The sequence below is a fragment of the Nonomuraea insulae genome (genome assembly GCF_042656245.1).
This window is the reverse complement of record NZ_JBHSPA010000045.1, coordinates 283061-306455: the sequence shown is the minus strand read 5'-3', so window position 1 is coordinate 306455 and position 23395 is coordinate 283061. Positions and strand designations below refer to the sequence as shown.

Genomic DNA, 23395 nt, shown 5'->3' with positions numbered 1-23395 from the left:
TGGACGTTAGGGTTCAGGCATGCCTACCGCATTGATCACTGGCGCGACCGCCGGCCTCGGCGCCGCCTTCGCGCGGCGCCTGGCCGCCGACGCATATTCGCTCGTCCTCGTGGCGCGGGACGAGCTCCGCCTCGCCAAGGCCGCCGACCAGCTCAAGCTCAGGTACGGCGTGAACGTCGAGGTGCTGCCCGCCGACCTGGCCACCGAGGAGGGCCTGGCCAAGGTGGAGTCACGCCTGCACGAGGGTGTGGACCTGCTGGTGAACAACGCCGGGTTCGGCAACCCGGGCGCCTTCCCGCACGTGCCGGTCGAGCATGAGGTCCGCATGCTCAAGGTGCACTGCGAGGCGGTGCTGCGGCTGACGCTGGCGGCGCTGCCCGGCATGCGGGAGCGTGAGCGGGGCGCGATCGTCAACGTGGCGTCGGTGGCGGCGTTCTTCGCCCGGAGCACCTACAGCGCGTCCAAGGCGTGGGTGGTGAACTTCAGCGAGTCCGCCGCGAACGCGGTGGGCGGCTCGCGCGTCAGGATCATGGCGCTGTGTCCCGGCTTCGTGCGTACCGAGTTCCACCAGCGGGCCTCGATGGACACCTCGGGCATCCCCGGGTTCCTGTGGCTCAAGGCCGACGACGTGGTGCGCGAGGCGATGCGCGACCTGGCCCTGGGTAAGCGGGTCTCGGTCCCCGACCTGCGTTACAAGGCGATCGTGGCGGTCGGCCGCTTCGTGCCGCGCAGTGTGCAGTCCATGGTGTCCTCGCGCATCGGCCGATGAGAAAACGGGCCCCCGCCGCGGGAGGGGGTCGCGGTGGGGGCCCGAGCGGCCGTGAGCGTCGCCCACGGCCGGGAATCAGGTGTCGGCCGGGCTCAGCGGTTGGCCTCGTGCCCGATCGACAGACCCGAGGTCGGGTCGAAGAAGTGCAGGTTGTGCGCGTCGAGGACCAGGTCGATGGTCTGGCCGGGGCGCACGTGGCTGCGGGCGTTGACGCGGGCGGTCCACAGGGACTTGTCGCCCGACAGCGGCAGCGCGGCCTCCTCGTCGTCACCGGTGTCGGCGGCGGCGACGGTGTCCTTGTGCTCGACCGGCGGGGCGTCGATCAGGAACAGGACGTTGATCTCGGAGCCCAGCTCCTCGGTGACCTCCGCCTTGACGGGGAGCGTGGCCCAGCCGTTGGCGTGGTTGCCGGCCGAGCTGGCGTCCTCGAAGTCGGAGGGGCGGATGCCGAGGATGACCTTCTTGCCGACGTACTGGTCGAGGCCCGGCTTGTCGGTGAAGGTCGACTCGGGGATCGTCAGCTTGATGTCGGCGAAGGTCACGGCCGAGCCGTCGTCGCCGCGGACCAGTTCGGCGGTGGCGAAGTTCATCGAGGGCGAGCCCATGAAGCCGGCGACGAACAGGTTGACCGGCTTGTCGAACAGGTTCTGCGGGGTGTCGACCTGCTGCAGGAGGCCGTCGCGCAGGACGCAGACGCGGTCGCCGAGGGTCATGGCCTCGACCTGGTCGTGGGTGACGTACACGGTGGTGACGCCGAGGCGCTCGTGCATCTGGTTGAGCGAGGCGCGCATGGAGACGCGGAGCTTGGCGTCCAGGTTGGACAGCGGCTCGTCCATGAGGAAGGCCTGCGGCTCACGGACGATGGCGCGGCCCATGGCGACACGCTGGCGCTGACCACCGGAGAGGGCGGCCGGCTTGCGCTTGAGGTAGGTCTCCAGGCCGAGCATCTTGGCGGCGTCGTTGACGCGCTTCTGAATCTCCGGCTTGGGCATCTTGCGAAGCTTGAGGCCGAACGCCAGGTTCTCCTCCACCGTCATGTGGGGGTAGAGCGCGTAGTTCTGGAAGACCATCGCGATGTCGCGGTCCTTGGGCGGGAGATGGTTGACGACCTTCTCGCCGATGGAGATCTCTCCGCCGCTGATGTCCTCCAGGCCGGCGATCATCCGGAGCGCGGTCGACTTACCGCAACCGGAGGGACCGACCAGCACCATGAACTCGCCATCCTTGATCTCAAGGTTGAGCCCGTCCACGGCCTTTACGCCACCGGCGTAGATCTTGTCGACGTTCGTCAGAACGATGGATGCCATGACATTCCTTCGCGCTCCAGGGCTGTGGCCCGGATGTTGTTGCCGAGTCCCCACCAAAGTGGATACGTTTTCAAGCATCTCACCCGAAACGGACATCGGTGTCAAGGGTTACAGCGTGACCAGCCGTTGTCGGCCCCGCCGTCTTCCCGTTTCCGCGGAACCATGATGGAATCGTTTCCATGGAGAGGCGGGCGACGATCAAGGATGTGGCCGAGGCGGCCGGCGTGGGCGTCGCGACCGTGTCCCGGGTGTTGTCCGGCGGCTCGGCCAGCCCGCAGACCAGAGAGCGCGTCCTGGCCGCCGCCGCCCAGCTCGACTACCGCCCCAGCGCACTGGGCCGCAACCTGCGCCAGCGCCGCACCGGCGGCATGGGCCTGCTCGTCCCCGACCTGACCGACACCTTCCACGCCCAGCTCGCCGAGGGCGTGCTCGCGTACGCCCGCTCGGCGGGCGAGCACGTCGTGCTCGGCTCCACCGCCGGCGACCCGGAGCAGGAGTCCGAGCTGATCGGCATGCTGCTGGAGCAGAGCGTCGACCGGCTCATCGCCGTGCCGTCGGGCGATGAGGAGACCTGGGCCCCGGCCATCCGCGCCGGCATGACCGTGGTCTTCGCCGACCGCCTCCCCGCCCGTCCCTCCTCCGACGACGACCCCTCCACGACGGCGGTCAACGACCTCATGCTCCTCGACGGCCTCTCCTCCGCCGTCCGGCCCCGTCCCCTGGACGTGCCGTCGGTGCTGGCCGACGACCGGGCCGGCATCCGTACGGCGGTCCGCTACCTGCGCGGCCTCGGCCACAAGCGCATCGCCTTCCTCGGCGGCCCCGGCCACGACCGCCGGGTGACGGCCTTCAGGGAGGCGGTGGGGGCGCCGGTGGACGAGGAACTGGTCGTCTTCGGCACCGGCAGCCGCGACTCGGCCTACGCGGCCGCCTCCGGCCTCTTCCAGAGCCGCCCCGACCTGTCGGCCGTGGTGGCCGGGGGGAACGTGCTCGGGGAGGCGGCGGTGCTGGCCGCCCGCGAGCTCGACCTCCGGGTGCCGAGAGACGTGTCCCTGGTGATGTACGACGACGTCCCCTGGGCCGAGCTCTGCTCCCCGCCCCTGACGGTCATCGCCCAGCCCGGCCGCGACATGGGCTACCGCGCCGCCGAGCTCGTCCTGCGCTCAGGCGGCCGCAGACCCCGCGGGGTGGTCCTGCCCACCGAGCTCATCATCCGCGGCAGCTGCGGCCCGCACCGCTGAGCCGGGACGCGGTCTCAGCCGGTGTAGCGGCGGGGCAGGATCATGACCGGGTTGTCGTCGAGGATCACCTCCGGCGGGCCGAACCGGGCGGCGGCCTCCCTGATCTCCGGCTCGTCCAGCATCAGCAGCCGCCCCTGCTCGACGAACACCTGCCCGTCCACCACCACGGTCGGCCGGTCCACCTGGCAGTCGCAGTGGGCGAAGCCGGGCCCCGTGGTGACCGGCGCCCCGTCGGTCAGGCCGTCGAGGCCGCAGTAGAAGGCCCCGGCGTGCTTCTCCCGCTCGAACTGCGTGCCGCCCGCCAGGCGCACCTTCGGGTTCAGGCCGAACAGGGCGTGCCGCATGTAGAAGCCGTCGGGGGCGTAGCGGCGTAGCTGCCGGGCGGCGGCCCCGCCCTCGATCTTGCGGACCACGTTGCCTTCCAGCGTGATGCGCAGCGGCTCCTCCGGCACGCCGGTGACCGTGCTGTCCTCCACGACGAGAACACCCTCGGTGCCGGTCGGCCAGAAGTTCGCGCCGCCGTACGGGAACGGCCGCCAGTCGCCGGGCCGCAGCGCGCCGCCGGGGTCGGTCTCGAAGGTCAGCCCCGAGAACGTCAGGTCGGTGCCGCGCGCGGAGGTCACCCTGATCGAGGTGGCCGTCGAGAGCTGCCGCAGCGCTCGCCGCAGCAGCGCGTAGAAGACCTCGGGGGGCAGCCGGGCGCCGGTCAGCAGCGCGCCCGCCGTGGCGGTCATGTGCAGGGACAGGAAGCGGGCGGAACGGGAGCTGATCTGGTCGAAGAACAGCGGCGCCGTGTGCACCTCGCCCCACCAGGTGCCGCTGATCACGACGTCGGCCTGCTGGAAGGCGGCCGCCTCGATCGGCAGCTCCGCCTGCCTGTCCCACCCCCCGGCGCTGAACGGCGGCACCGACAGGATGCGCACCTCCGCGTCACGCAGCGCCGCCGCCGCCGCGATGGCCTGCACGACGACGGGATCGACGGTGTGCTCCATGAGCAGCAGGACGCGTTCGCCGGCCGCCAGCCCTGCGTAGTCGCACAGATTGCGCGCGCCGGGCATCAGCTCGACGATCGAGTACGGGGCCACGGCCGGCTCGGCGACGTAGCTGAAGGGCGATCCCGCGTACGGGCTGGTCGTCATGGCGCGCTCCCTGGGTTCCACTGCTGCCTACGCTTCGCGCTGGTAGCACTACCCGGTGTAGCCGCCCTCTGACCCGCCCGGTGTCAGAGGAGCTTCTCGATCGCCGAGGTGACCGCGGGGTCCTCAGGGGTGGTGCGGGGGCGGAAGCGGGACACGACCCGGCCCTCCTCGTCCACCAGGAACTTCTCGAAGTTCCACTGCACGTCGCCCGCCTCCCCCTGCTCGTCGGGGGCCTGGGTCAGCTCGGTGTAGAGCGGGTGCCGGGCGGGGCCGTTGACGTCGGCCTTCTCCAGGAGCGGAAAGTCCATCCGTACGTGGCGACGCAGAACTGCTGGATCTCCTCGGCCGTGCCGGGCTCCTGGCCGGCGAACTGGTTGCAGGGCATGCCGATCACCGTGAAGCCGCGCGGGCCGTACAGCCGCTGGAGCTCGACGAGGCCGCCGTACTGCGGAGTCAGGCCGCATCGGGAGGCCACGTTGACGATGAGGGCGGGCTTGCCGGCCGCCAGCTCCCCCAATGTGGTGGGGGCGTCCGTGAGGGTGCGAAGCGGGATGTCGCTGAGGCTCATGGTTCGACCCTACAGAACGAGTCAGGACCGGATTGTGACGCAGTCCTCATTTTCCCGGCAAACCCCCAGAAAAAGGTATATATCGAGATCTTTACTGACGATCTACCTTTTCATGGTCAATTCGCTGTAAAGGGAACCCATCGGGCACTGTGGCGCGGTCCACGAACCCCCTCGAAAGGGAACCCGCATGCCCATGCTCCGCCGTACCGGCGTCCTGGTCCTGACCGCCACCCTGGTGGCGGCAGGCGGCGCCTCGGCCGCACAGGCGCAGAGCTCCCAGGCAAGCAGCAGTAACAAGTCCATCGCCCGGCCCATGGTGGCCGATCGAGGCTGGAGCCAGGCCCAGTTCGCGTGCCTGGTACTGCTCTGGCACAGAGAGAGCGGCTGGAACCACCGCGCAGGCAATCGCTCCGGCGCCTACGGCATCCCGCAGGCGCTTCCCGGCCACAAGATGGCCTCCTCAGGCGGCGACTGGCGCACCAACCCCCGCACGCAGATCAAGTGGGGCCTCGGCTACATCAAGCAGCGCTACGGCTCCCCGTGTCGCGCCTGGGGGCACTTCCAATCCCACAGTTGGTACTGAGCCAAACCCCAGGCTTACGCGCTGTTTCCGGCAAGGGCCGCCCAACCAGGCGGCGGATCGGGCAATCCCGCTCCAGCGAGCCGACCTTTTATCCGCAACGATCACACAAACACCTGTCCTGCGCGTGTCCCGGTGTATGACCCGCGGTGACCGCGCGTAATAGGAATCGTGCTAGAGGACACGTCGCGGCGCCCTCCGGGCCGCCCAGCACGACCGGGCGGACACAGAGATCCCGGAGGGCCGCGCGGACCCTCCACGTCCGAGCCACGGACGCGGACCGGCAGGGCGCCGGCTGAGTGCGCCCGTCCGCACGCGACCCGATAGCAAGGATCGATTTGGACAGCAAACGCGCGCTCAGCGGCACTCTCATCACTGTCACCGCGGCACTCGCCACGATCACGCCGGCTCTGGCCGAGTCGGCGCCTTCGGTCAAGACCAGGGTCTGGACCACGTCAGCGCAACCGAAGATGTCGGCCATGCGGCCGGCCAACAAGAACAAGAAGATCGCCCTGGGCCAGGTCGTCCAGCGCTCCTGGAACTACCAGGAGTTCCGCTGTCTGGACAACCTGTGGACCCGGGAGAGCAACTGGAACCATCGCGCGCTCAACCACTCGTCGGGCGCGTACGGCATCCCGCAGGCCCTGCCCGCCGGCAAGATGAGCGGCGCGGGGCGCGACTGGAAATCCAACCCCGAGACACAGATCCGCTGGGGTCTCGCCTACATCAAGGGGAGGTACAGCAGACCTTGCGGCGCCTGGGCGCACTGGAGATCGCACAACTGGTACTAGCACGCTCCGGAGGGCATCCGGGGAAGCTCACCGGATGCCCTCCTCGCGTCTAACCCACCCTCTGGATCAGCCGTTTTCGGCACACTGGTAAGGCGACGATCTACAGGAGCCCTGCCTTGCGCCAGATTCTGACCTACCGCGACGCCGTGGCACTGCTCGGCGGGCCGAGCACGATCACGAACGTCCTGGACAAGGCGTCGTCCGTGGCGCTGTTCGGGCTCGGCGCGATCGACCTGTTCGACGCGCGCGCGGAGGCGGTGCGGCTGGGCGACGCGTTCATCCGCGGGCTGCGCGACAAGGTCAAGGGCCTGAGCCGGTACGACGCCACGCGACGCCTGGCGGCGGCGCACGCGGTCATCGTGATCACGGCCTACCTGGAGGCGCTCGGCGAGGTGGATGTGCTGCGCGAGCTCACCCCGGAGGACCAGCGCAGGCTCATCGGCGACGACACCATGGGCCATTTGATCGACCTCCATCTGCCGCGGCCCACCCCTGCCCTCCCGTACGAACACGTGCTGGACGAGCTCGACATCCTCTACGGCGTCTGCACCGACACGCTGCTCGGCTTCCTGCCCGGGCTCGCCCGCTGGGACAGCTGGGACGAGACCACGCGCGCCAGGCTGCCCCGCGACATCCGGCCCAGGGCGCTGCGCCGCTACGAGGAGTTGTTCCGGCGCCTCGTCGCCGAGTTCCCCGAGGTGGCATGCTGGTGCGACCGCCTCGATCACCAGGCCACCAGGACCGAGGTCAGAAAGCTGGCCTGGGGCCTGGCGGGCATCCAGGAGCAACTCGCCGGGATTCCCGCCACCCGAAGCCCGTCCGACCGGCTGGCGGCGCTGATCCACTCGAACCGGGCCTCGCTCGGCCGCCCGATCGTGTCCTCGGCGCGCACACCGAGCGGGATGACGATCCCCGTGCTGGATCAGGGCTACGTCAATCCGGGCTACCGCCTGCTGGCGCCCGCCTGGCACCACCTGGTCTCCTCGGAGGAGACGTGGGCGAAGTTCCCCCGCCGGCGTGACCTCGACGCCTTCCTGTCAGGGCATCTCACGCTGCCGCAGGCCACCGAGGCGCCGCTCCTGGTGCTCGGCCAGCCGGGCGCGGGCAAGTCCGTGCTGACCCGCATGCTGGCGGCCCGTCTGCCCGCCACCGAGTTCCTCCCGCTCAGGGTCGAGTTGCGCGGCGTCCCCGCGGACGGCGACGTGCTGGCGCAGGTCGAGCACGGCATCAGGGCCGCGCTGGACGAGCCGATGTCCTGGCCCGACTTCGTGCACGCGGCCGAGGGCGCGCTGCCGGTCGTCATGCTCGACGGCTTCGACGAACTGCTGCAGGCGACCGGGGTGAACCAGACGGACTACATCGAGAAGGTCGCCCTGTTCCAGCGCGCCCAGGCGGAGAAGGGCAGGGCGCTGGCGGTCATCGTCACCTCCCGGACCGCGGTCGCCGACCGGGCGCGGCTGCCCGAGGACTCCTACGTCATCCGCCTGGAGCCGTTCGACGACGACCAGGTCCATCAGTGGATCGCCGCCTGGAATCACGACAACCACCGATATTTCCAGGAACGCGGCCTCCAGACGCTACCGGTGGACAAGGTCCTGACCGTGCCGAAGCTCGCCGAGCAGCCGCTGCTCCTGCTGATGCTCGCCCTGTACGACGCCGACGCCAACGCCCTGCGGAACATGCGCGAGGACCTCCACGAGTCGGAGCTCTATGAGCGGCTGCTGTGCCGCTTCGCCGCCCGCGAGATCGCGAAGACCCGCGACGACCTCACGGAGGAGGAGATGTCGCGGGCCGTGGAGGACGAGCTGCTGCGCCTGTCGATCACGGCGTTCGCGATGTTCAACCGCGGACTGCAGTGGATCGCCGAGACCGACCTGGACGCCGACCTGCGAGCCCTGCTCCCCCACGAAATCCAGCGACCCCGGAGCTTCCGGCGTCCCCTGAGCCGGGCGGAAGGCGTCATCGGCAGCTTCTTCTTCGTCCACACCACCCAGGCCCTGCGCGAGTCGGAGAAGCTCAAGACCTACGAGTTCCTGCACGCCACGTTCGGCGAGTACCTGGTGGCCCGGCTGATCATCAGGGAACTGGCCGACCTGGCGGAGGATCTGGCGATCGCCGAGTCCCGCCGCCGCTTCGACCGGCGGCCGGATGACGCCTACCTGCACGCGCTGCTGTCGTACGCGGCCCTCGTCGTCCGCGCCCCCACCGTGGACTTCCTCAGGTACGGCCTCACCCGCGCCATCCCGGCCGACCGGCGCGCGCCGCTCACCCGGCACCTGTGCGAGCTCTTCTCGGGGTCGCTCATGGCCAGGCCCGGATCCCCCTACGACGAGACCTACCGGCCGGTGCGGGCCGAGGTGACGGCCCGGTGCGCCGCCTACAGCGTCAACCTGATGCTGCTGGCCGTGCTGTCGTCGGACGAGCCGCTCGAAGGCATGGACCTCTTCGGGACCGGCAAGCCGGAGGCCGCGAACGAGCTGTGGCGCAGGATCGCCCGGCTGTGGCACTCCCAGCTCACCCGGGCCGAGTGGGAGTCGCTCACCCGCACGATCCGGGTCCGCCACTCCGTTCGCGACGAGAGCAGGACGATGGAGGTGGCGTTCGACCGCGACCCGACCATCGACCTCCACGACCTGGTCTTCTTCACCTGGCCGGACCGCTCCCGGGACCTCGGCTACGGGCTGACGTCGAACGACTCGATCTGGATGCGTGAGATCGCCTTTCGCGACGACACCACGCTCGGCCATCTCTTCGCCGACCTGGTCCCCTACGCGGTGGAGATCGGCCCGAGCCTGGAGGCCCACCCGGACACGCACGTCGCGGATCTGCTGGCGCTCCTGCTCAGCCACGGGCCCGACGTCCGCAGGTACTTCCGGGCCCTGGCCGACGGGCCGAACTGGAACTATGTCGACCGGGTGCTACGGCAACTGGAGGTGGACGCCCGCGAACTGCCGGGCAACGAGGTGATCAGCCTGCTTCATCTGGCCTGCCTGCGGTGGACCGGCCCCGATCGTCTGGAGCGCATCCTGCGGGTCCTGGAGGACCGTGGAGATGTCCGCGTGCCCCCGGAGCTGACCGAGCTAGTCGCGCGGAAGGCGAAGGAGCAGGCAGGTCTCCGGCCCATCGGCGATCATGAGCTCTCCTCCGTGCGCCCTGGCGATGTCGCGGGCGATGGGCAGCCCTAGCCCGCTCCCCCCGGTGTCCCTGGACCGGGTGCGATCGAGCCGCGTGAACCGCTCGAACACCCGCTCCCGCATCTCCTCGGGAATCCCCGGCCCGTCGTCCACCACCTTCAGCACCGCCTCGTTCCCCTGCCTCCGCACGGAGACGCGGATCAGGCGATCCCCGTACCGGTCGGCGTTGGACAGCAGGTTCGTGAACACCCGGGCCAGCCGCAGCCGGTTCCCCCGCACGACCACCCCGGGCTCGAGGTCCAAGGTGACCGGCAGCCGCCCCGGCCGCCGCGACACCTCCTCCTCGACCAGCAGCCCCAGGTCGGTCCGCTCGTGCTCGACCGACGCCACGGCATCCAGCCGGGCCATCAGCAGCAGGTCCTGCACGATGTCGGACAGCCGGCGCGCATCGTCGATCGCCGCCCGCCAGTCCGCCTCGGTCCGCTCGTCGAGCCCCGCCTCCAGCCGCACCATCAGAGCCGTGATCGGCGTACGCAGCTCATGGGAGGCGTCGGAGACGAACCGCCGGTGCCGGTCGACGGCGTCCTCCAGCCGGCTCAGCGTGTCGTTGACGGTGGCGGCCAGTTCGGCCACCTCGTCCCGGCTGGGAGGCACCTCGACGCGCCGGCTGAGGTCCTCGGCGCTGATGCGCTCCAGCCCGCGCCGGATGGCTTCCACGGGGGCCAGCACGCGGCCGACCCCGTACCAGGTGGCCCAGGCCATCAGCGCGAGCAGCCCGGCGGAGGAGCCGAACAGGAGCACGGGCAGGAAGGACGACCTCAGCAGGAACGGCTCGCGCATGGCCGCGTAGGCCACGACCGGGCCGTAGACGGTGGAGCGGTTGCTGATCCCCACCACGATCACGCAGCCGTCGGGGAAGCACACCCGGTCCTCGACCTGCGAGTCGCCGCCGGTGGGCCGGGCGGGGGTGAGCGGCGGACGGCCGGCGAGCCCGGCGTTCGCGGCCACCACCCGGCCGCCGGCGTCCACGATCTGCAGGAGCTGCACGCCCTTCTGCGGCTGGATCGGCGCGCTGAAACGGTGCTTGTCGACGATCGTGTTGAGGTGCCTGCTGGCGCTCGCCGCCTGCCGGATGAGACTGGCCCTGGCCCACACCGGGTACGTAAGCGAGATCACCATCGCCCCGGCCAGAAGCAGGACGCCGAACGACAACACCGTCGCGATCGTCATCCGAGCTCTGATGGAGTGCCCGCGCACCATGTGTACGACTGTGTCACGTAGCGTACAAACCGCAGGTCAAACCGCCGTCAGTGGGAGAAACGGCGATGTAGCTCGCGTACCTCGTCCGCCAGTTCTGGCACCGGGCCCTCGACGATCACGCCGGGGGCGACGTCGTTGACCGGCAGCGTGCGCACGGGCGGCGCGGGCACGCCCCACTCGGCCAGCCAGGCGGCGAGCTGGGCCGACGAGGCGACGTACACGATGCGCCCCAGACCCACCCAGGCGTGCGCGGCGGCGCACATCGGGCAATGCTCGCCGGAGGTGTAGACGGTGGCCGCGGCCCGCTCCTCCGGCGTCAGGTGCTCGGCCGACCAGCGGGCGAGCGCGAACTCCGGATGCTGGGTGCGATCTCCCGAGGCCACGTGGTTGTGATCCTCGGCCAGGACCGCGCCGTCGCCGGAGACCAGCACCGAGCCGAACGGCTCGTCGCCTGCCTCCAGGGCCCGCGAGGCGAGTTCCACGCAGCGCCGCAGGTGCGGCAGCTCCGATGGGTCGATCATGATTCCCCCTTACTGACGAGTGTGAGCCGGGTGATCACGGCGAGCGTGCCGGGCAGGAGGAGCGCGGCGCCCGCGCCCTGCACGACGCGGGCGGCCACCAGCGGCCAGATCCCGGGGGCGAGGGCGCAGGCGGCGGAGGCGAGGCCGAAGACGGCGAAGCCGATCGTGACCAGGCGCCGGTGCCCGTAGCGGTCACCGAGGGTGCCGCCGGCCAGCAGCAGTGCACGATCGTTCACGTTTCCCCACGTCACGTACAGAAAACCCTCCATGGGGCCACAGAAAATCGGTTGATCCGACGTATTAGCCTAGATGGGATGCCTCCCGATACGCACGAACCTCGCCGTCCCCTGCTGTCTTCCAACTCCCTCTGGCGGATGAAGTCCTATCTCCGCCCCTACGTCGTCAGATTAGTCTTCATCTGGCTGGCCGCGCTGATCGGCATCGCCGCCGCCATCTCACTCCCGCTGATCAGCGAGAAGGTCATCGACGGCCCTGTGGCTCACGGAGACTCCTCCGGGCTGCTCCCGCTCGGCCTGCTCGCGATCGGCGTCGGCGTCGTCGAGGCCCTGTTGATCTTTCTGCGCCGGTGGGCGCAGGTCAAACCGGTGCTCGGCCTGGAGACCAGACTCCGCGACGAGCTCTACGAGCACCTGCAGCGCCTGCCCATGGGCTTCCACGGTGACTGGCAGTCCGGGCAGCTGTTGTCCAGGGCCACGACCGACCTGTCGACCATCCGCCGCTTCCTCGGCTTCGGCATGCTCTTCCTGGTCATGAACATCCTGCAGCTCATCACGGTCACCGTGCTGCTGACGAACAAGTACTGGCCGCTCGGGCTGCTGGTGCTGGCCTCCGCCGTGCCGATCGTGTGGACCTCGCTGCGCTTCGAGAAGCGCTACATCAAGATCTCCCGCCAGGTCCAGGACGAGCAGGGCGACCTCGCCACGCTCGTCGAGGAGTCCGCGATCGGCATCCGCACGATCAAGGCGTTCGGCCGCCGCCACCACGTCTACGACCGCTTCGACGACGCCGCGCTCAAGGTGTACGGCACGTCGATGAACAAGGTGCGCCTGTCGGCCAGGTTCTTCTCCTTCCTGGAGATCATCCCCAACATCACGCTGGCCCTGGTGCTGCTGCTCGGCGCGCTGGCCGTCGGCTCCGGCGGGCTCACCCTGGGCGCGCTCGTCGCCTTCACCACACTGATGTTGCAGCTCGTCTGGCCCATCGCGAGCCTCGGCTACATCCTGGCCATGGCTCAGGAGGCCATGACCTCCGCCGACCGCCTCATGGAGGTCATGGACACCGTCCCGGCCATCGAGGGCGGCGCCGGCACCATCGACCAGCCCCGCGGCCATCTGCGCTTCGAGGGCGTCGGCTTCCGCTTCACCGACTCCGAGGAGCCGGTGCTGCACGACGTCTGGCTGGACGTGAGCCCTGGCGAGACGGTCGCCATCGTGGGCGCGACCGGCGCGGGCAAGACCACCATGACCGCGCTGGTGCCCCGCCTGATCGACCCCACCTCCGGCCGGGTCACGATCGACGGGCACGACGTGCGCGACCTCGACCTGAAGACACTGCGCTCGGTGGTGGCGACGGCGTTCGAGGAGCCCACGCTGTTCTCGATGAGCGTGCGCGAGAACCTCACGCTCGGCCGGCTCGACGCCACCGAGGAGGAGCTGGCCGAGGCCGTCCAGACCGCGCAGGCCATGTTCGTCTACGACCTGCCCTGGGGCCTCGACACCCGCATCGGCGAGCAGGGGTTGTCCCTGTCCGGCGGGCAGCGGCAGCGGCTCGCCCTGGCCAGGGCCGTGCTGAGCACGCCCCGCATCCTGGTGCTCGACGACACGCTGTCCGCGCTCGACGTCGAGACCGAGGCCCTGGTGGAGGAGGCGCTGCGGCACGTGCTGCGCGAGGCGACCGGCATCGTGGTCGCCCACCGCGCCTCCACGGTGCTGCTGGCCGACAAGGTCGCGCTGCTACGCGGCGGCACGATCACGCACGTCGGGCTGCACCACGAACTGCTGGCGCAGGTTCCCGAATACCGGGAACTGCTGGCCCAGGACGCCGACTTCGACGACGCTTCAGAAGGGGCTCTGCGATGACGATGACGGCTCCGGAGAAGCAGACGGCCGCTTCGTCCTGGCGCGGCGTCGCCTCCGAGGACCAGGACGAGCTGACGGAGAAGGTGTCCGTGCTGCTGCGGGCGCGCTCGCGGCGGCTGCTCGGCGACCTGCTCAAGCCGTACCGGAAGAAGATCGCGCTGCTCGTCTCGATCATCGTGGTCTCCAACGCGGCCGGCCTGTCGATCCCCTTCCTGGTCTCGGTGGGCATCGACGAGGGCATCCCGCCGATCATGCGCGGCACCGGGGCGACCGTCCTGCTGACCGTGGTCGGGGTGATCCTGGCCGCGGCGATCACGCAGGCGCTGACTCGGCAGGCGTTCCTGCGGCTGTCGGGGACGATCGGCCAGAGCATCCTGCTGGAGCTGCGCAGGCGGGTGTTCGACCACTTCCAGCGGCTGTCGCTGAGCTTCCACGAGAAGTACACCTCGGGCCGCGTCATCTCGCGGCTGACCTCCGACATCGAGGCCATCGCCGAGCTGCTGCAGTCGGGGTTCGACGCGCTGGTCAAGGCCGTGCTGACCATGGTGGGCACGGCGGTGCTGCTGCTGGTGCTGGATGTGCACCTCGGCCTGCTGGCGCTGGTGCCGCTGCCGTTGCTGCTGCTGTTCACCACGTGGTTCCGGCGGCAGTCGGCGATCGTCTACCGCCGTACACGGGAGACGGTCGCCCTGGTCATCGTGCACTTCGTGGAGTCGATGACCGGCATCCGCGCGGTGCAGGCCTTCCGCAGGGAGCCGCGCAACCAGGAGATCTTCCAGCAGCTCAACGACGACTACCGGGGTGCGAACGCGCGCAGCATGCAGCTCGGCGCGACGTTCATGACCGGCATCAAGCTGATCGGCAACATGACGATCGGCGGGGTGCTCATGTACGGCGGCTGGCTGGCCCTCCAGGGAGAGGTCAAGGTCGGTGTGCTGGCCGCGTTCCTGCTGTACCTGCGCCAGTTCTACGAGCCGATGCAGGAGGTCAGCCAGTTCTACAACACGCTGCAGTCGGCCGGCGCGGCGCTGGAGAAGTTGTCCGGCGTGCTCGACGAGGAGCCCGGCGTGCCCGAGCCGCGCGAGCCGGAGGCGCTGCCCCAGGGCAGGGCGCGCGGCAAGGTGCGTTTCGAGGACGTCAGGTTCGCCTACGTCGAGGAGATGCCGATCCTGCCCGACCTCGACCTGACGATCCCGGCCGGGCAGAGCGTGGCGCTGGTCGGCGCGACGGGCGCGGGCAAGACGACACTGGCCAAGCTGATCTCCCGCTTCTACGACCCGACCGGCGGGCGCGTGCTGCTCGACGGCGTCGACCTGCGTACGCTCGACGAGCCCACGCTGCGGCAGGCCGTGGTCATGGTGACGCAGGAGAACTTCCTGTTCAGCGGCACTGTCTCGGACAACATCCGGTTCGGCAGGCCCGATGCCACCGACCGCCAGATCCGCGAGGCGGCCAAGGCCATCGGGGCTCACGAGTTCATCTCGGGCCTGCCCGACGGCTACGAGACCGAGGTGGGCAAGCGCGGCGGCCGGATGTCGGCGGGGCAGCGGCAGCTCGTCGCGTTCGCCCGGGCATTCCTCGCCGACCCGGCCGTGCTGATCCTCGACGAGGCCACCTCCAGCCTCGACGTGCCCAGTGAGCGGCTGGTGCAGCGCGCTCTGCGCACGATCCTGGCCGACCGGACGGCGCTGATCATCGCGCACCGGCTGTCCACCGTGGAGATCGCCGACAGGGTGCTGGTGATGGAGCGCGGCCGGATCGTCGAGGACGGGCCGCCGGACCAGCTCATCGCCGCCTCGGGCCGCTTCGCGGGGCTGCACCAGGCGTGGCTGGACAGCCTGAGCTAGCTCGTACGAGTCCCTATGGCTGCGGGCGGGTCACGGCCACGAGACTCGCGTACAGCTCGTAGCCGACGAAGAGGGCCAGCGGCACGCCCAGCGCGACCAGCAGCCGGCCGGGCAGGTGCGCCCGCTCACGGGCGGGCGCCCTGCTCGGCGCGGGTGCCGGCACGAGCACCGGTTCCGGCGCGGGCTCGATCTCGGGCTCGGGGCCGGGCAGCAGCTCGGGGTGGCGGGTCAGGTACCCGGAGGGGAACCAGGTCACGTGGTACGCCCCACAGCCCGGGCAACTGATGCCCGACCAGGGCGGCGGCACGCGCACCCCCGAACTGAGCCAGATCTCGACCCCGTTGCCGTAGGCGTCGGAGAGGTGTCTGACGACGAACTCCTCTTCCCAGACGTGCAGGCAACGAAGGCATTGGAAAGGCCATGTCTCACAGGTGTCGAATCCGTCTGGCACTGGGACCCCCCGGCTGCTGATCGCCGTGTCGTCCCGAGTGTCCGCCTGAGTCCGTTCTTCCTACAAGATGGACCTTCTGACACTGACCGCTACTGAATGCTTACCGACTGTCAGGTTAGAGAGTCAGTAAAGCGGTTTGCGTACCGGACTGAGCAGCGGCGTCGCATCCGGAGCGACGGGCTGGGCCGGCGGGATCAGCTCCGGATGGCGTGCCAGGTAGCCGTCCGGGAACGTGGTGGCCTGCTGAGAGCCGCAGTGCGGGCAGATGGCGCCCGGCGACGGCGGCGGGACGGGCAGCCCGGCGCGCAGCCAGATCTCACCCGCGTTACCGTGCGCGTCCTCGATGTGCCTGACGACGTACTCCTCCTCCCAGACATGCCAGCAACCCCGGCACTCGAAAGGCACTTTCCTGTGTTCTTCCTCCAATGAGGTCACCCCCCCTGTTTCGAGTCTCCGCCTTCTGCTCAGATTCCCGCAACCGGGGTCATCGAACGGTGAACACAAAGGTCAGAGCGCCGGCGACCACACTCAGCGTGCCCAGCCAGGCGAAAACGGCGTCCAGCCCGTCATCCAGGGGCCGGCCGGCGTGCAGCGCCGCCTGCACCCGCCGGAAGCGCACCCTCGTCCTGATCAGCAACACTCCGCCGCAGAGCGCGGACACCGCGAACCCGGCGATCGCGAGCGCGGGCAGACCGTGCCGGAAGGACACCCCGGCCGCGCCGAGCCCGCCGGTGGACAGCGCCACGGCCATGCGCACCCAGGCCAGCCGCGTGCGCTCGCTCTGCAGCCCCCGGTCCCAGATCTCCTCTCCGCCCTTCACCTTCCCGCCGACAGGATGATCAGGACGAGGGCGACCACGGCCACGGCCGCGACGCCGTAGCCGAAGACGGCCGCGAGCGCGGGCGGCGGGAGCGGCGCCTGCTGACGCAGCGCGCGCTGGATGTTGCGCCAGCGCGGGTAGGCCATGCCCGCCGCCAGCGCGGAGAGGACGACGAGCGCGACGGCCAGTGCCGTGCGGATCCACGGCACGAACACGTCGGCCGGCACCGCCGCGATCGCCACCCCGCCCGCGCTGAGCGCCAGGGCCGTGCTCAACCAGGTGAGGAAGGTACGTTCGTTGGCCAAGGTGAAGCGCGGGTCGGGTTCCATGGACAAAACGCTAATTCGTACCCATTTCCCCTAGAGAAGCCGGGATATCCCTAGCCGCTACACGCCTTGGCGACCTTTTCCACGTAGGCGGCCCCGTCGGCGGTGACCTTCTGCGCCGCGTCGACGGCGTCGTTGACGTTGGTGACCGAGATGCCGCTCAGCGTGGTGGCCAGATCGTCGGAGGCCTCCTTGATGGTGGTGTTGGCCGCCTTGTCCGCCACGCCGTTGAGCTTGGCCGCGGCGTCGTCCAGCGCCTTGTCCATGGCCTGGGGGTCGTTGGTGAGCTTGCTGACCTCGGCGCCGAGCTCGGCGACGATCTTCGGGGCCTCCAGGCACGCCTGGGCCTTGTCAATGGTGCCATTGACCTCGCTGCAACCGGCGGCGAGGACACACGAGGCGAAGAGGGCCAGGGGCACGAACCGTCTCTTGGAGTGAGGCATGACCCGACCCTACCCAAGGGTTCCGCCACGTGCCGTGATCGAACGGCCGCGCCTTGGCAAGACGACGACCCGGCTCAGCCGAGCGACCGCAGCCAGTCCGTCAACAGCCGGTTGACCTCGTCCGCGCGTTCCTGCTGGATCCAGTGTCCGCAATCGTCAAGGATGTGGGCGGCCGTCAGGTTGGGCAGCGTCCGGGGGAACGCCTCGATGGCGCCGGCCATCCAGGTCGTGCTCGGGTCGAGCGACCCGCCCGCGAACAGGGCGGGCTGCGTGATCGTCGCGCCGTCCCAGGCGGCGAGGTCCTCCCAGTCGCGGTCCACGTTGCGGTAGCGGTTGAGCGCGCCCGTCAGACCGGTCCGCTCGAACTCGCCCGCGTACACCTCCAGGTCGGCCTCGGTGAGCCAGGACGGCAGGACGCCCTTGGGGAAACGGTCGCGCAGCCTGCCGCCCCTGGGCACGAAGGAGACGCTCTCCCCCGCGCTCTCCCCCATCGTGTCGGCCGACAGGGAGGCGTAGAAACCGGCCAGCCAGCCGCGTACGTCGGGCTCGATCTCGGCCTCCGCGCGGCCGGGAGCCTGGAAGTAGCTGACGTAGAACTCCTCGTCCCCGCCCATCGCGGCGAAGCCGTCGGTGGGGCGGTGGGGGCCGCGCGGGGCGTACGGGACGCTCAACAGGCCCACCGCCCGGAAGAGGTCGGGCCTGATCAGTGCCGTGGCGGCGGCGATCGGGGAGCCCCAGTCGTGGCCGACCACCACGGCCGTGCTCTCGCCCAGCGCCCGGACGACCGCGACGTTGTCGGCGACGTGGGCCAGCAGGCGGTAGTCCGCCACGCGAGGCGGCCTGGACGAGCGGCCGTAGCCGCGCACGTCGATGGCTGCCGCCCGGAACCCCGCCGCGGCCAGGGCGGGGAGCTGGCGGCGCCAGGAATACCACGATTCCGGGAAGCCGTGCACCAGCAGAACCAGGGGCCCGGCGCCCTGTTCGGCCACGTGGATCCGGCCTCCGGGGACCTCGACCAGGCGATGCGTGATGCGTTCCGACATGGAGGAACTATGCGGCGAGGGCTCACTGGAACGCGAATCGTGTTGCCGTTCCGGCAAACCACATTCCAAAGAAACCCTTGACATCCGTTTTCTCGCGATCGAAGATTCCAAGCATGTCTTTGGGAAGGCGCGTACTCGACGATCCGGCCGCGATGCGGGCGTTCGCCCATCCGGTGCGGCTGGCGTTGCACGAGTTGTTGCTGCGGGCAGGGGCCACGACCGCCGCGGACGCCGCCAGGGAGGTCGGCATCAGCCAGGCGCTGGCCTCCTACCATCTGCGGCAACTGGCCAAGTACGGCTTCGTCGAGCAGGCCGAGGCGCGGGACGAGCGGGAACGGCCGTGGAAGGTGACCGAAGCCCTCCAGGAGTGGGCCGACGAGCCCGGGGCCGACGCCACGGCCGCGCGGGGCCTGCTGGAGCAGGTCATCGCCGAGCGGGCGCTGGCGCAACTCGTCGAATGGCAGCGGCGACGCCAGGACGAGCCCGATCCCTGGCGGGCGCTGGACCCCGTCGGGAACATCTACCTCTACGCCACCCCTGACGAGATCAAGGCCATGAGCGAGGCCATGGCGGCCCTGCTGGAACCGCTGATGGCCCGCGTCTCCGCCCCCGCGACGCGGCCCGCGGACGCGCGCCCGGTGCTGCTGGCGCAGATGCTCATCCCGCTGCCTCCGACGGCCTCCGGTGACTGAGGCGGTGCGGGCCCTGGTCGGGGGGAACCGGGACTTCCGGCGGTTACTGGCGTCCGGGCTGATCTCCCAGACCGGCGACTGGGCGATCGGCACCGGATTGGCCTTCCACGTCTACCAGCTCACCGGCTCCACGCTGTCCACCGCGATCATGCTGCTGGTCTCGCGGCTGCCCGACGTCGTGCTCGGCCCGGTGGCCGGGGTGCTGGCCGACCGCTGGGACCGCCGCCGGTTGCTGGTGGTCACGGATCTGCTGCTCGCGCTCGGGCTGCTGCCCCTGCTGCTGGTACGGGAGCCGGCCCAGGTGTGGATCGTGTACGCGGTCGCCCTGTGGACGGGCGTGCTCAGCACGGTGCTCTTCCCCGCCCAGAAGGCGCTTGTCCCCCAGCTCGTGACGGAGTCCCAGCTCGTACGGGCCAACGCGCTGCACGGTCAGAGCGGCCAGGTCGCCCGGCTGCTGGGGGCCATGGCCGGCGGGGTCGCGGTGGGCGCCGGCGGACTGGCGGCCGTCGTGTGGATCGACGTGGCCAGCTTCCTGGTCTCGGCGCTCCTGCTGGCGAGCCTGCGGACGCCTGCCCGTCAGGTCCCCGTGGCGGCTGCTCCGAGGCGGTGGTTCGCCGGGCTGGGAGGGGCCGGACTGCTGGTGGCGTACATGATGATCACCGGGCTGGGCGAGGGGATCTTCGCGACGCTGGCGGCGCCGTTCGTGGCGGACGTGCTGGGCGGCCGGGGTGAGGCGTACGGGCTGTTCCTGTCGGTGCAGGCCGTCGGCGGGATCGCCGGAGGGCTGGCCGTGGCCGCGTACCCGGGGAACGTTTCGCCGCGGGCGCTGCTGGGATGGGGGACGGTCGTCTTCGGGCTGGTGGATCTGGCGTTGTTCGTGTACCCGCTGGCGTTGCCGGCGCTGTGGCCCGCGCTCGTGCTGATCGCCGTGGCCGGGGTGCCGGCGGCCGCCTCGATGGCGGGGTTCACCACGGTGGCGCAGACCGTCACGGCCGACGACCGCCGGGGCGCGGTGTTCGGGGTGCTCGGGAGCGCTCACGCCGCCACGGCGCTGCTGGGGATGGTGGTGGCGGGGGTGCTCGGCGACCGGGTCGGCGTCGTGCCGACCTTGTGCCTGCATGCCGCCGGGCTCGTGACCGCGGGGCTGCTGGTGCTCGCGCGTACCCGTCGCTGACCTGCGGTCATTCTGAAACCGATATGGAACCTTTCGCGATATCGCTATTAGACATCAGCTGATCACATCTGCTTTGCTCCTGCCCTCTGACGTACCGAGGACAAGGACATGGCATGCGACACCACCGCGCTTGGGCCGGGCTGGCGATCTCCCTTCTGGCGGGGGGCACCCTGACCGCCGCCCCCGCTGAAGCGGCGTTGACGGGCGAGGCTCAGGTCAAGAAGGAGTTGCGCGCTCTGGAGGCGTCCTTCCAGGGGCGCATCGGCGCGTACGCGATCGACACGGGGACCGGCAAGACCGTGGCGTACCGGTCGGGTGAGCGTTTCCCGTTGTTGTCCACGTTCAAGGCGATGGCCTGCGGGGCGGCGTTGCACAAGGCCCGCACCTCCGAGCCCGGCCTGATGGACAAGCTCGTCAAGTGGACGGCCGCCGAGGTCAAGCCGAACTCGCCGACCACCGAGAAGCATGTCAAGGACGGCCTGACGGTCGCCAAGCTGTGCGAGGCGGCCATCACCCAGAGCGACAACACCGCGGGCAACATGGTGCTCAAGCAGATCGGCGGGCCGGCCGGGCTGACCAGGTACTTCCGCTCCCTCAAGGACCCCGTCTCCCGCCTGGACCGCTGGGAGACCGAGCTCAACGACTGGACCGCCAAGGACAGGCGCGACACCACCACGCCCGCCGCCATCGCCCGCGACCTGCGCCTGCTCACCTCCGGCCGCGCGCTCGGCGCCAAGGACCGGGAGCGGCTGAACGGCTGGCTGATCGCCACCACGACCGGTGACGCGCGCATCAGGGCCGGCCTGCCCAAGACGTGGAAGATCGGCGACAAGACCGGCACGAACGGGGACATCGGGGCGGGCAACGACATCGCCATCGCCTGGCCGTCCGGGAAGTCGGGCGCCCCGATCATCCTGGCCGTGTACACCAACCGCACCGGCGCGACGCCCCCCGCGGACGACAAGGTGATCGCCCAGACCGCCACGATCCTGGCGCGCGGGCTCGGCAGGCTCTGATGTCACGTCGGGGGAGGAAGATCGTACGTCTGGCGGGCGCGGGGGCGGCTGCGGGTTTGCTGGTGGCCGCGATCGTGATCCCGGCCGTCGGGGGCGCCGGGGTGGGGTTCATGACCGCGGCCAGTGAGGTGAACCTCAAGCCCGCCGACCTCACCGAGCCGCCGCCGGCCGAGGTCACGATCGTGAGAGACGCGGAAGGCGGCGAGATCGCCCGCTTCTACGAGGAGTACCGCGAGGTCGTGGGCCTCGACGAGATCGCCAAGACGATGCGGACGGCCATCGTGGCGATCGAGGACTTCCGCTTCTACGAGCACGGGGCGATCGACATCGAGGGCACGCTGCGCGCGTTCGCCACGAACCTGCAGTCCGGCCGGGTGGCCCAGGGCGGGTCGAGCATCACGCAGCAGTACGTCAAGCAGGTGCTGCTCAACTCGGCGGGCACGGACGAGGAGCGGCGGGCGGCCCTGGAGGCGAGCTACACGCGCAAGCTCAACGAGTTGCGGTACGCGATGGGGATCGAGGAGAAGTACACCAAGGACCAGATTCTCGAGAAATATCTGAACATCGCCTATTTCGGCGCGAGCGCGTACGGGGTGGAGGCGGCGGCGAAGCGTTTCTTCGGCGTACCGGCGGCCGGCCTGACCCTGGCGCAGGCCGCCACGCTGGCCGGCGCCGTCCAGGACCCGAACGCCACGGACCCCAACCTGGGCCGCGCGCAGCGCGAACGCCTGCTCAAGCGGCGCAACGTCGTCCTGGACCGCATGGCGGAGCTGGGCAAGGTCACCGCGGCTGAGGCCGCGAAGGCGAAGTCCGCCAAGCTCGGCTACAAGGGCACTCAGCTACCGGGCGGCTGCGAATCCAGCAAATATCCGTATTTCTGCTTGTACGTCCGCCACGAGATCCTCAGCAACCCGGACTTCGGCCGCACGGCCAAGGCCAGGCTGGCGATGCTCAACCGCGGCGGCCTGACGATCACGACCACGCTCGACCCGTCCATGCAGGCCGCCGCCGACAAGGCCATCAAGAGGTACGTCAACCCCTCGGACCAGCCGGTCGCCTCCGAGGCCCTGGTCCAGCCGGGCACCGGGGCGATCAAGGCGATGGCCGCCAGCAGACGGTACGGAAGGAACGCGGCCAAGAACGAGATCTCCTACAACGTGGTCGCGGACGGGGCACACGGGGGCGGCGTCGGCTTCCAGCCCGGCTCCACGTTCAAGACGTTCACCCTGATCACGGCGCTGAAGGAGGGCATGAAGCTGGACGACGGCCTCAGCGCCGGCGCCGGCTACCGGGCCCCGTCGTACGCGACGTTCAAGAACTGCCAGGGCGACAACATCGGCGACCCGTCGCACACCGTCACCAACGACGAGGGCTCCCCCGGCTGGAAGACGCTGCGCACCGGCACCTGGGACTCGGTGAACACGTTCTTCATGGAACTGGAGCAGCGGGTCGGCCTCTGCGACACGGTCAAGACGGCCAAGTCGCTGGGCATCCGGCGCGCGGACGGGAACAAGCTGCAGGAGTACGAGACGTTCACGCTCGGCATCAACGAGACGGACCCGATCACGGTGGCCGCCGCCTACGCGGGAATCGCCGCCCACGGCACGTACTGCGCGCCCATGGCCATCACCAAGATCACGGACCGAAGCGGCAAGAGCACCCGCTACCGCCCCAAATGCCGCCAAGCTCTGGAGCCCGCCATCGCCGACGCCACAGCGGAGGTCCTGTCGGGCGTCTTCACCGAGGGCACGATGCGCGGAGTGGGCGGCCTTGACCGGGACGCGGCAGGCAAGACGGGCACCACGGACGACTACGCCTCGGCCTGGTTCGCCGGCTTCACCCCCGACCTGGCCGCCGCCGTCAGCCTGGGCGACCCGCGTGGCTCCCAGAAGCACAAGCTCACCGGGGTGACGGTCGGCGGGCGGTACTACGGGGCGGTCCAGGGGGCCAGCATCCCCGGCCCGATCTGGAAGGACACGATGGCGTCCGCGTTGCGGAAGGTGGAGCCGACGGCGTTCACCACGATCGACGAGGACCGCTTCGAGGGCTGCGCCGAGAACTGCCGGCCGGAGAAGAAGGAGAAGGAGTCGGCACCGGAGGTTACCCTCAGCCCCGAGGACACCCTGGAGTAGACCTTGTTGACATGATCGGAGTTCAATCGATCGATGAGGAGG

Annotated in this window: 22 protein-coding genes and 1 pseudogene; 11 read left to right on the top strand and 12 right to left on the bottom strand. The window is 70.0% G+C overall.

Annotated elements, in window-relative coordinates; genetic code table 11:
- Positions 1 to 19: 19 nt before the first annotated feature.
- Positions 20 to 769, top strand: a complete 750-nt coding sequence (locus tag ACFPZ3_RS35835; protein WP_379518754.1) for an SDR family NAD(P)-dependent oxidoreductase — start codon at positions 20 to 22, stop codon at positions 767 to 769.
- 92 nt (positions 770 to 861) lie between these two features.
- On the opposite strand, the gene ACFPZ3_RS35830 is transcribed toward ACFPZ3_RS35835, so the two are convergent.
- The gene (locus tag ACFPZ3_RS35830; RefSeq protein WP_379518753.1) at positions 862 to 2076 is read right to left on the bottom strand and encodes an ABC transporter ATP-binding protein; all 1215 of its coding nucleotides are present in this window, start codon (positions 2074 to 2076) and stop codon (positions 862 to 864) included.
- 179 nt (positions 2077 to 2255) lie between these two features.
- On the opposite strand from ACFPZ3_RS35830, the gene ACFPZ3_RS35825 reads away from it, so the two are divergent.
- Entirely contained in the window at positions 2256 to 3317 is a 1062-nt protein-coding gene (locus tag ACFPZ3_RS35825) for a LacI family DNA-binding transcriptional regulator (RefSeq protein ID WP_379518752.1), read from the top strand.
- Positions 3318 to 3331: 14 nt separating this feature from the next.
- On the opposite strand, the gene ACFPZ3_RS35820 is transcribed toward ACFPZ3_RS35825, so the two are convergent.
- Both ACFPZ3_RS35820 and ACFPZ3_RS35815 read right to left on the bottom strand, forming a co-directional pair.
- Positions 3332 to 4456, bottom strand: a complete 1125-nt coding sequence (locus ACFPZ3_RS35820) for a 2,5-dihydroxypyridine 5,6-dioxygenase NicX family protein (protein ID WP_379518751.1) — start codon at positions 4454 to 4456, stop codon at positions 3332 to 3334.
- Positions 4457 to 4539: 83 nt separating this feature from the next.
- Positions 4540 to 5024, bottom strand: a pseudogene (locus ACFPZ3_RS35815) (glutathione peroxidase).
- A 187-nt stretch (positions 5025 to 5211) separates the two neighbouring features.
- Here ACFPZ3_RS35815 and ACFPZ3_RS35810 point away from each other — a divergent pair.
- The 3 genes from ACFPZ3_RS35810 (at position 5212) to ACFPZ3_RS35800 (ending at position 9580) form a co-directional block, all read left to right on the top strand.
- Positions 5212 to 5607, top strand: a complete 396-nt coding sequence (locus ACFPZ3_RS35810; protein WP_379518750.1) for an aggregation-promoting factor C-terminal-like domain-containing protein — start codon at positions 5212 to 5214, stop codon at positions 5605 to 5607.
- Positions 5608 to 5942: 335 nt separating this feature from the next.
- Complete coding sequence (locus tag ACFPZ3_RS35805; RefSeq protein ID WP_379518749.1) at positions 5943 to 6395, top strand: aggregation-promoting factor C-terminal-like domain-containing protein; 453 nt, start codon at positions 5943 to 5945, stop codon at positions 6393 to 6395.
- Positions 6396 to 6511: 116 nt separating this feature from the next.
- Complete coding sequence (locus ACFPZ3_RS35800; RefSeq protein WP_379518748.1) at positions 6512 to 9580, top strand: NACHT domain-containing protein; 3069 nt, start codon at positions 6512 to 6514, stop codon at positions 9578 to 9580.
- Here ACFPZ3_RS35800 and ACFPZ3_RS35795 read toward each other — a convergent pair.
- The 3 genes from ACFPZ3_RS35795 to ACFPZ3_RS35785 form a co-directional block, all read right to left on the bottom strand.
- The gene (locus ACFPZ3_RS35795; protein WP_379518747.1) at positions 9476 to 10759 is read right to left on the bottom strand and encodes a sensor histidine kinase; all 1284 of its coding nucleotides are present in this window, start codon (positions 10757 to 10759) and stop codon (positions 9476 to 9478) included. The genes ACFPZ3_RS35800 and ACFPZ3_RS35795 overlap by 105 nt on opposite strands.
- Before the next feature lie 77 nt (positions 10760 to 10836).
- Positions 10837 to 11310, bottom strand: a complete 474-nt coding sequence (locus tag ACFPZ3_RS35790) for a nucleoside deaminase (protein WP_379518746.1) — start codon at positions 11308 to 11310, stop codon at positions 10837 to 10839.
- Complete coding sequence (locus ACFPZ3_RS35785) at positions 11307 to 11546, bottom strand: MFS transporter (protein ID WP_379518745.1); 240 nt, start codon at positions 11544 to 11546, stop codon at positions 11307 to 11309. The genes ACFPZ3_RS35790 and ACFPZ3_RS35785 overlap by 4 nt, the downstream gene beginning before the upstream one ends.
- Before the next feature lie 138 nt (positions 11547 to 11684).
- Between ACFPZ3_RS35785 and ACFPZ3_RS35780 the strand changes: the two genes are divergently transcribed.
- Both ACFPZ3_RS35780 and ACFPZ3_RS35775 read left to right on the top strand, forming a co-directional pair.
- Positions 11685 to 13409, top strand: coding sequence for an ABC transporter ATP-binding protein (locus ACFPZ3_RS35780; RefSeq protein ID WP_379518744.1), 1725 nt, complete (start codon positions 11685 to 11687; stop codon positions 13407 to 13409).
- Positions 13406 to 15256 carry an ABC transporter ATP-binding protein gene (locus ACFPZ3_RS35775; protein WP_379518743.1) on the top strand — a complete coding sequence of 617 codons (1851 nt, stop codon included), beginning with the start codon at positions 13406 to 13408 and terminating at the stop codon, positions 15254 to 15256. Before ACFPZ3_RS35780 ends, ACFPZ3_RS35775 begins: the two co-directional genes overlap by 4 nt.
- 13 nt (positions 15257 to 15269) lie before the next feature.
- On the opposite strand, the gene ACFPZ3_RS35770 is transcribed toward ACFPZ3_RS35775, so the two are convergent.
- From ACFPZ3_RS35770 to ACFPZ3_RS35745, 6 genes are all read right to left on the bottom strand, one after another.
- Positions 15270 to 15512, bottom strand: a complete 243-nt coding sequence (locus ACFPZ3_RS35770; protein WP_379518742.1) for a hypothetical protein — start codon at positions 15510 to 15512, stop codon at positions 15270 to 15272.
- A gap of 318 nt (positions 15513 to 15830) precedes the next feature.
- Positions 15831 to 16112: a hypothetical protein gene (locus tag ACFPZ3_RS35765; protein WP_379518741.1), complete on the bottom strand. Its 282-nt coding sequence runs from the start codon at positions 16110 to 16112 to the stop codon at positions 15831 to 15833.
- A gap of 79 nt (positions 16113 to 16191) precedes the next feature.
- Positions 16192 to 16527, bottom strand: a complete 336-nt coding sequence (locus ACFPZ3_RS35760; protein ID WP_379518740.1) for a DUF202 domain-containing protein — start codon at positions 16525 to 16527, stop codon at positions 16192 to 16194.
- Positions 16524 to 16856 (bottom strand): YidH family protein, encoded by a 333-nt coding sequence (locus ACFPZ3_RS35755; RefSeq protein WP_379518739.1) that lies wholly within the window; start codon positions 16854 to 16856, stop codon positions 16524 to 16526. The genes ACFPZ3_RS35760 and ACFPZ3_RS35755 overlap by 4 nt, the downstream gene beginning before the upstream one ends.
- A gap of 50 nt (positions 16857 to 16906) precedes the next feature.
- Positions 16907 to 17296: a hypothetical protein gene (locus tag ACFPZ3_RS35750; RefSeq protein WP_379518738.1), complete on the bottom strand. Its 390-nt coding sequence runs from the start codon at positions 17294 to 17296 to the stop codon at positions 16907 to 16909.
- A 74-nt stretch (positions 17297 to 17370) separates the two neighbouring features.
- Positions 17371 to 18339, bottom strand: a complete 969-nt coding sequence (locus tag ACFPZ3_RS35745; protein WP_379518737.1) for an alpha/beta fold hydrolase — start codon at positions 18337 to 18339, stop codon at positions 17371 to 17373.
- A gap of 113 nt (positions 18340 to 18452) precedes the next feature.
- Here ACFPZ3_RS35745 and ACFPZ3_RS35740 point away from each other — a divergent pair, with 113 nt between their 5' ends.
- The 4 genes from ACFPZ3_RS35740 (at position 18453) to ACFPZ3_RS35725 (ending at position 23353) form a co-directional block, all read left to right on the top strand.
- Positions 18453 to 19031, top strand: a complete 579-nt coding sequence (locus tag ACFPZ3_RS35740; protein ID WP_379518736.1) for a helix-turn-helix domain-containing protein — start codon at positions 18453 to 18455, stop codon at positions 19029 to 19031.
- A complete protein-coding gene (locus ACFPZ3_RS35735) occupies positions 19024 to 20205 on the top strand; it encodes an MFS transporter (RefSeq protein WP_379518735.1) in 1182 nt (393 codons plus the stop codon). Before ACFPZ3_RS35740 ends, ACFPZ3_RS35735 begins: the two co-directional genes overlap by 8 nt.
- A gap of 113 nt (positions 20206 to 20318) precedes the next feature.
- The gene (bla, locus tag ACFPZ3_RS35730; protein ID WP_379518734.1) at positions 20319 to 21221 is read left to right on the top strand and encodes a class A beta-lactamase; all 903 of its coding nucleotides are present in this window, start codon (positions 20319 to 20321) and stop codon (positions 21219 to 21221) included.
- Positions 21221 to 23353: a transglycosylase domain-containing protein gene (locus tag ACFPZ3_RS35725; RefSeq protein ID WP_379518733.1), complete on the top strand. Its 2133-nt coding sequence runs from the start codon at positions 21221 to 21223 to the stop codon at positions 23351 to 23353. The genes bla and ACFPZ3_RS35725 overlap by 1 nt, the downstream gene beginning before the upstream one ends.
- Positions 23354 to 23395: the final 42 nt, after the last annotated feature.

Excerpts from the sequence above, each read along its gene's own strand:
- bla (WP_379518734.1), top strand. The coding sequence starts at position 20,319 with ATGCGACACCACCGCGCTTGGGCCGGGCTGGCGATCTCCCTTCTGGCG.
- ACFPZ3_RS35750 (WP_379518738.1), bottom strand. The coding sequence starts at position 17,296 with ATGCCTCACTCCAAGAGACGGTTCGTGCCCCTGGCCCTCTTCGCCTCG.
- ACFPZ3_RS35775 (WP_379518743.1), top strand. The coding sequence starts at position 13,406 with ATGACGATGACGGCTCCGGAGAAGCAGACGGCCGCTTCGTCCTGGCGC.
- ACFPZ3_RS35825 (WP_379518752.1), top strand. The coding sequence starts at position 2,256 with ATGGAGAGGCGGGCGACGATCAAGGATGTGGCCGAGGCGGCCGGCGTG.
- ACFPZ3_RS35795 (WP_379518747.1), bottom strand. The coding sequence starts at position 10,759 with ATGACGATCGCGACGGTGTTGTCGTTCGGCGTCCTGCTTCTGGCCGGG.
- ACFPZ3_RS35780 (WP_379518744.1), top strand. The coding sequence starts at position 11,685 with ATGAAGTCCTATCTCCGCCCCTACGTCGTCAGATTAGTCTTCATCTGG.
- ACFPZ3_RS35820 (WP_379518751.1), bottom strand. The coding sequence starts at position 4,456 with ATGACGACCAGCCCGTACGCGGGATCGCCCTTCAGCTACGTCGCCGAG.
- ACFPZ3_RS35725 (WP_379518733.1), top strand. The coding sequence starts at position 21,221 with ATGTCACGTCGGGGGAGGAAGATCGTACGTCTGGCGGGCGCGGGGGCG.
- ACFPZ3_RS35740 (WP_379518736.1), top strand. The coding sequence starts at position 18,453 with ATGTCTTTGGGAAGGCGCGTACTCGACGATCCGGCCGCGATGCGGGCG.
- ACFPZ3_RS35755 (WP_379518739.1), bottom strand. The coding sequence starts at position 16,856 with ATGGAACCCGACCCGCGCTTCACCTTGGCCAACGAACGTACCTTCCTC.
- ACFPZ3_RS35830 (WP_379518753.1), bottom strand. The coding sequence starts at position 2,076 with ATGGCATCCATCGTTCTGACGAACGTCGACAAGATCTACGCCGGTGGC.
- ACFPZ3_RS35810 (WP_379518750.1), top strand. The coding sequence starts at position 5,212 with ATGCCCATGCTCCGCCGTACCGGCGTCCTGGTCCTGACCGCCACCCTG.
- ACFPZ3_RS35835 (WP_379518754.1), top strand. The coding sequence starts at position 20 with ATGCCTACCGCATTGATCACTGGCGCGACCGCCGGCCTCGGCGCCGCC.
- ACFPZ3_RS35745 (WP_379518737.1), bottom strand. The coding sequence starts at position 18,339 with ATGTCGGAACGCATCACGCATCGCCTGGTCGAGGTCCCCGGAGGCCGG.
- ACFPZ3_RS35790 (WP_379518746.1), bottom strand. The coding sequence starts at position 11,310 with ATGATCGACCCATCGGAGCTGCCGCACCTGCGGCGCTGCGTGGAACTC.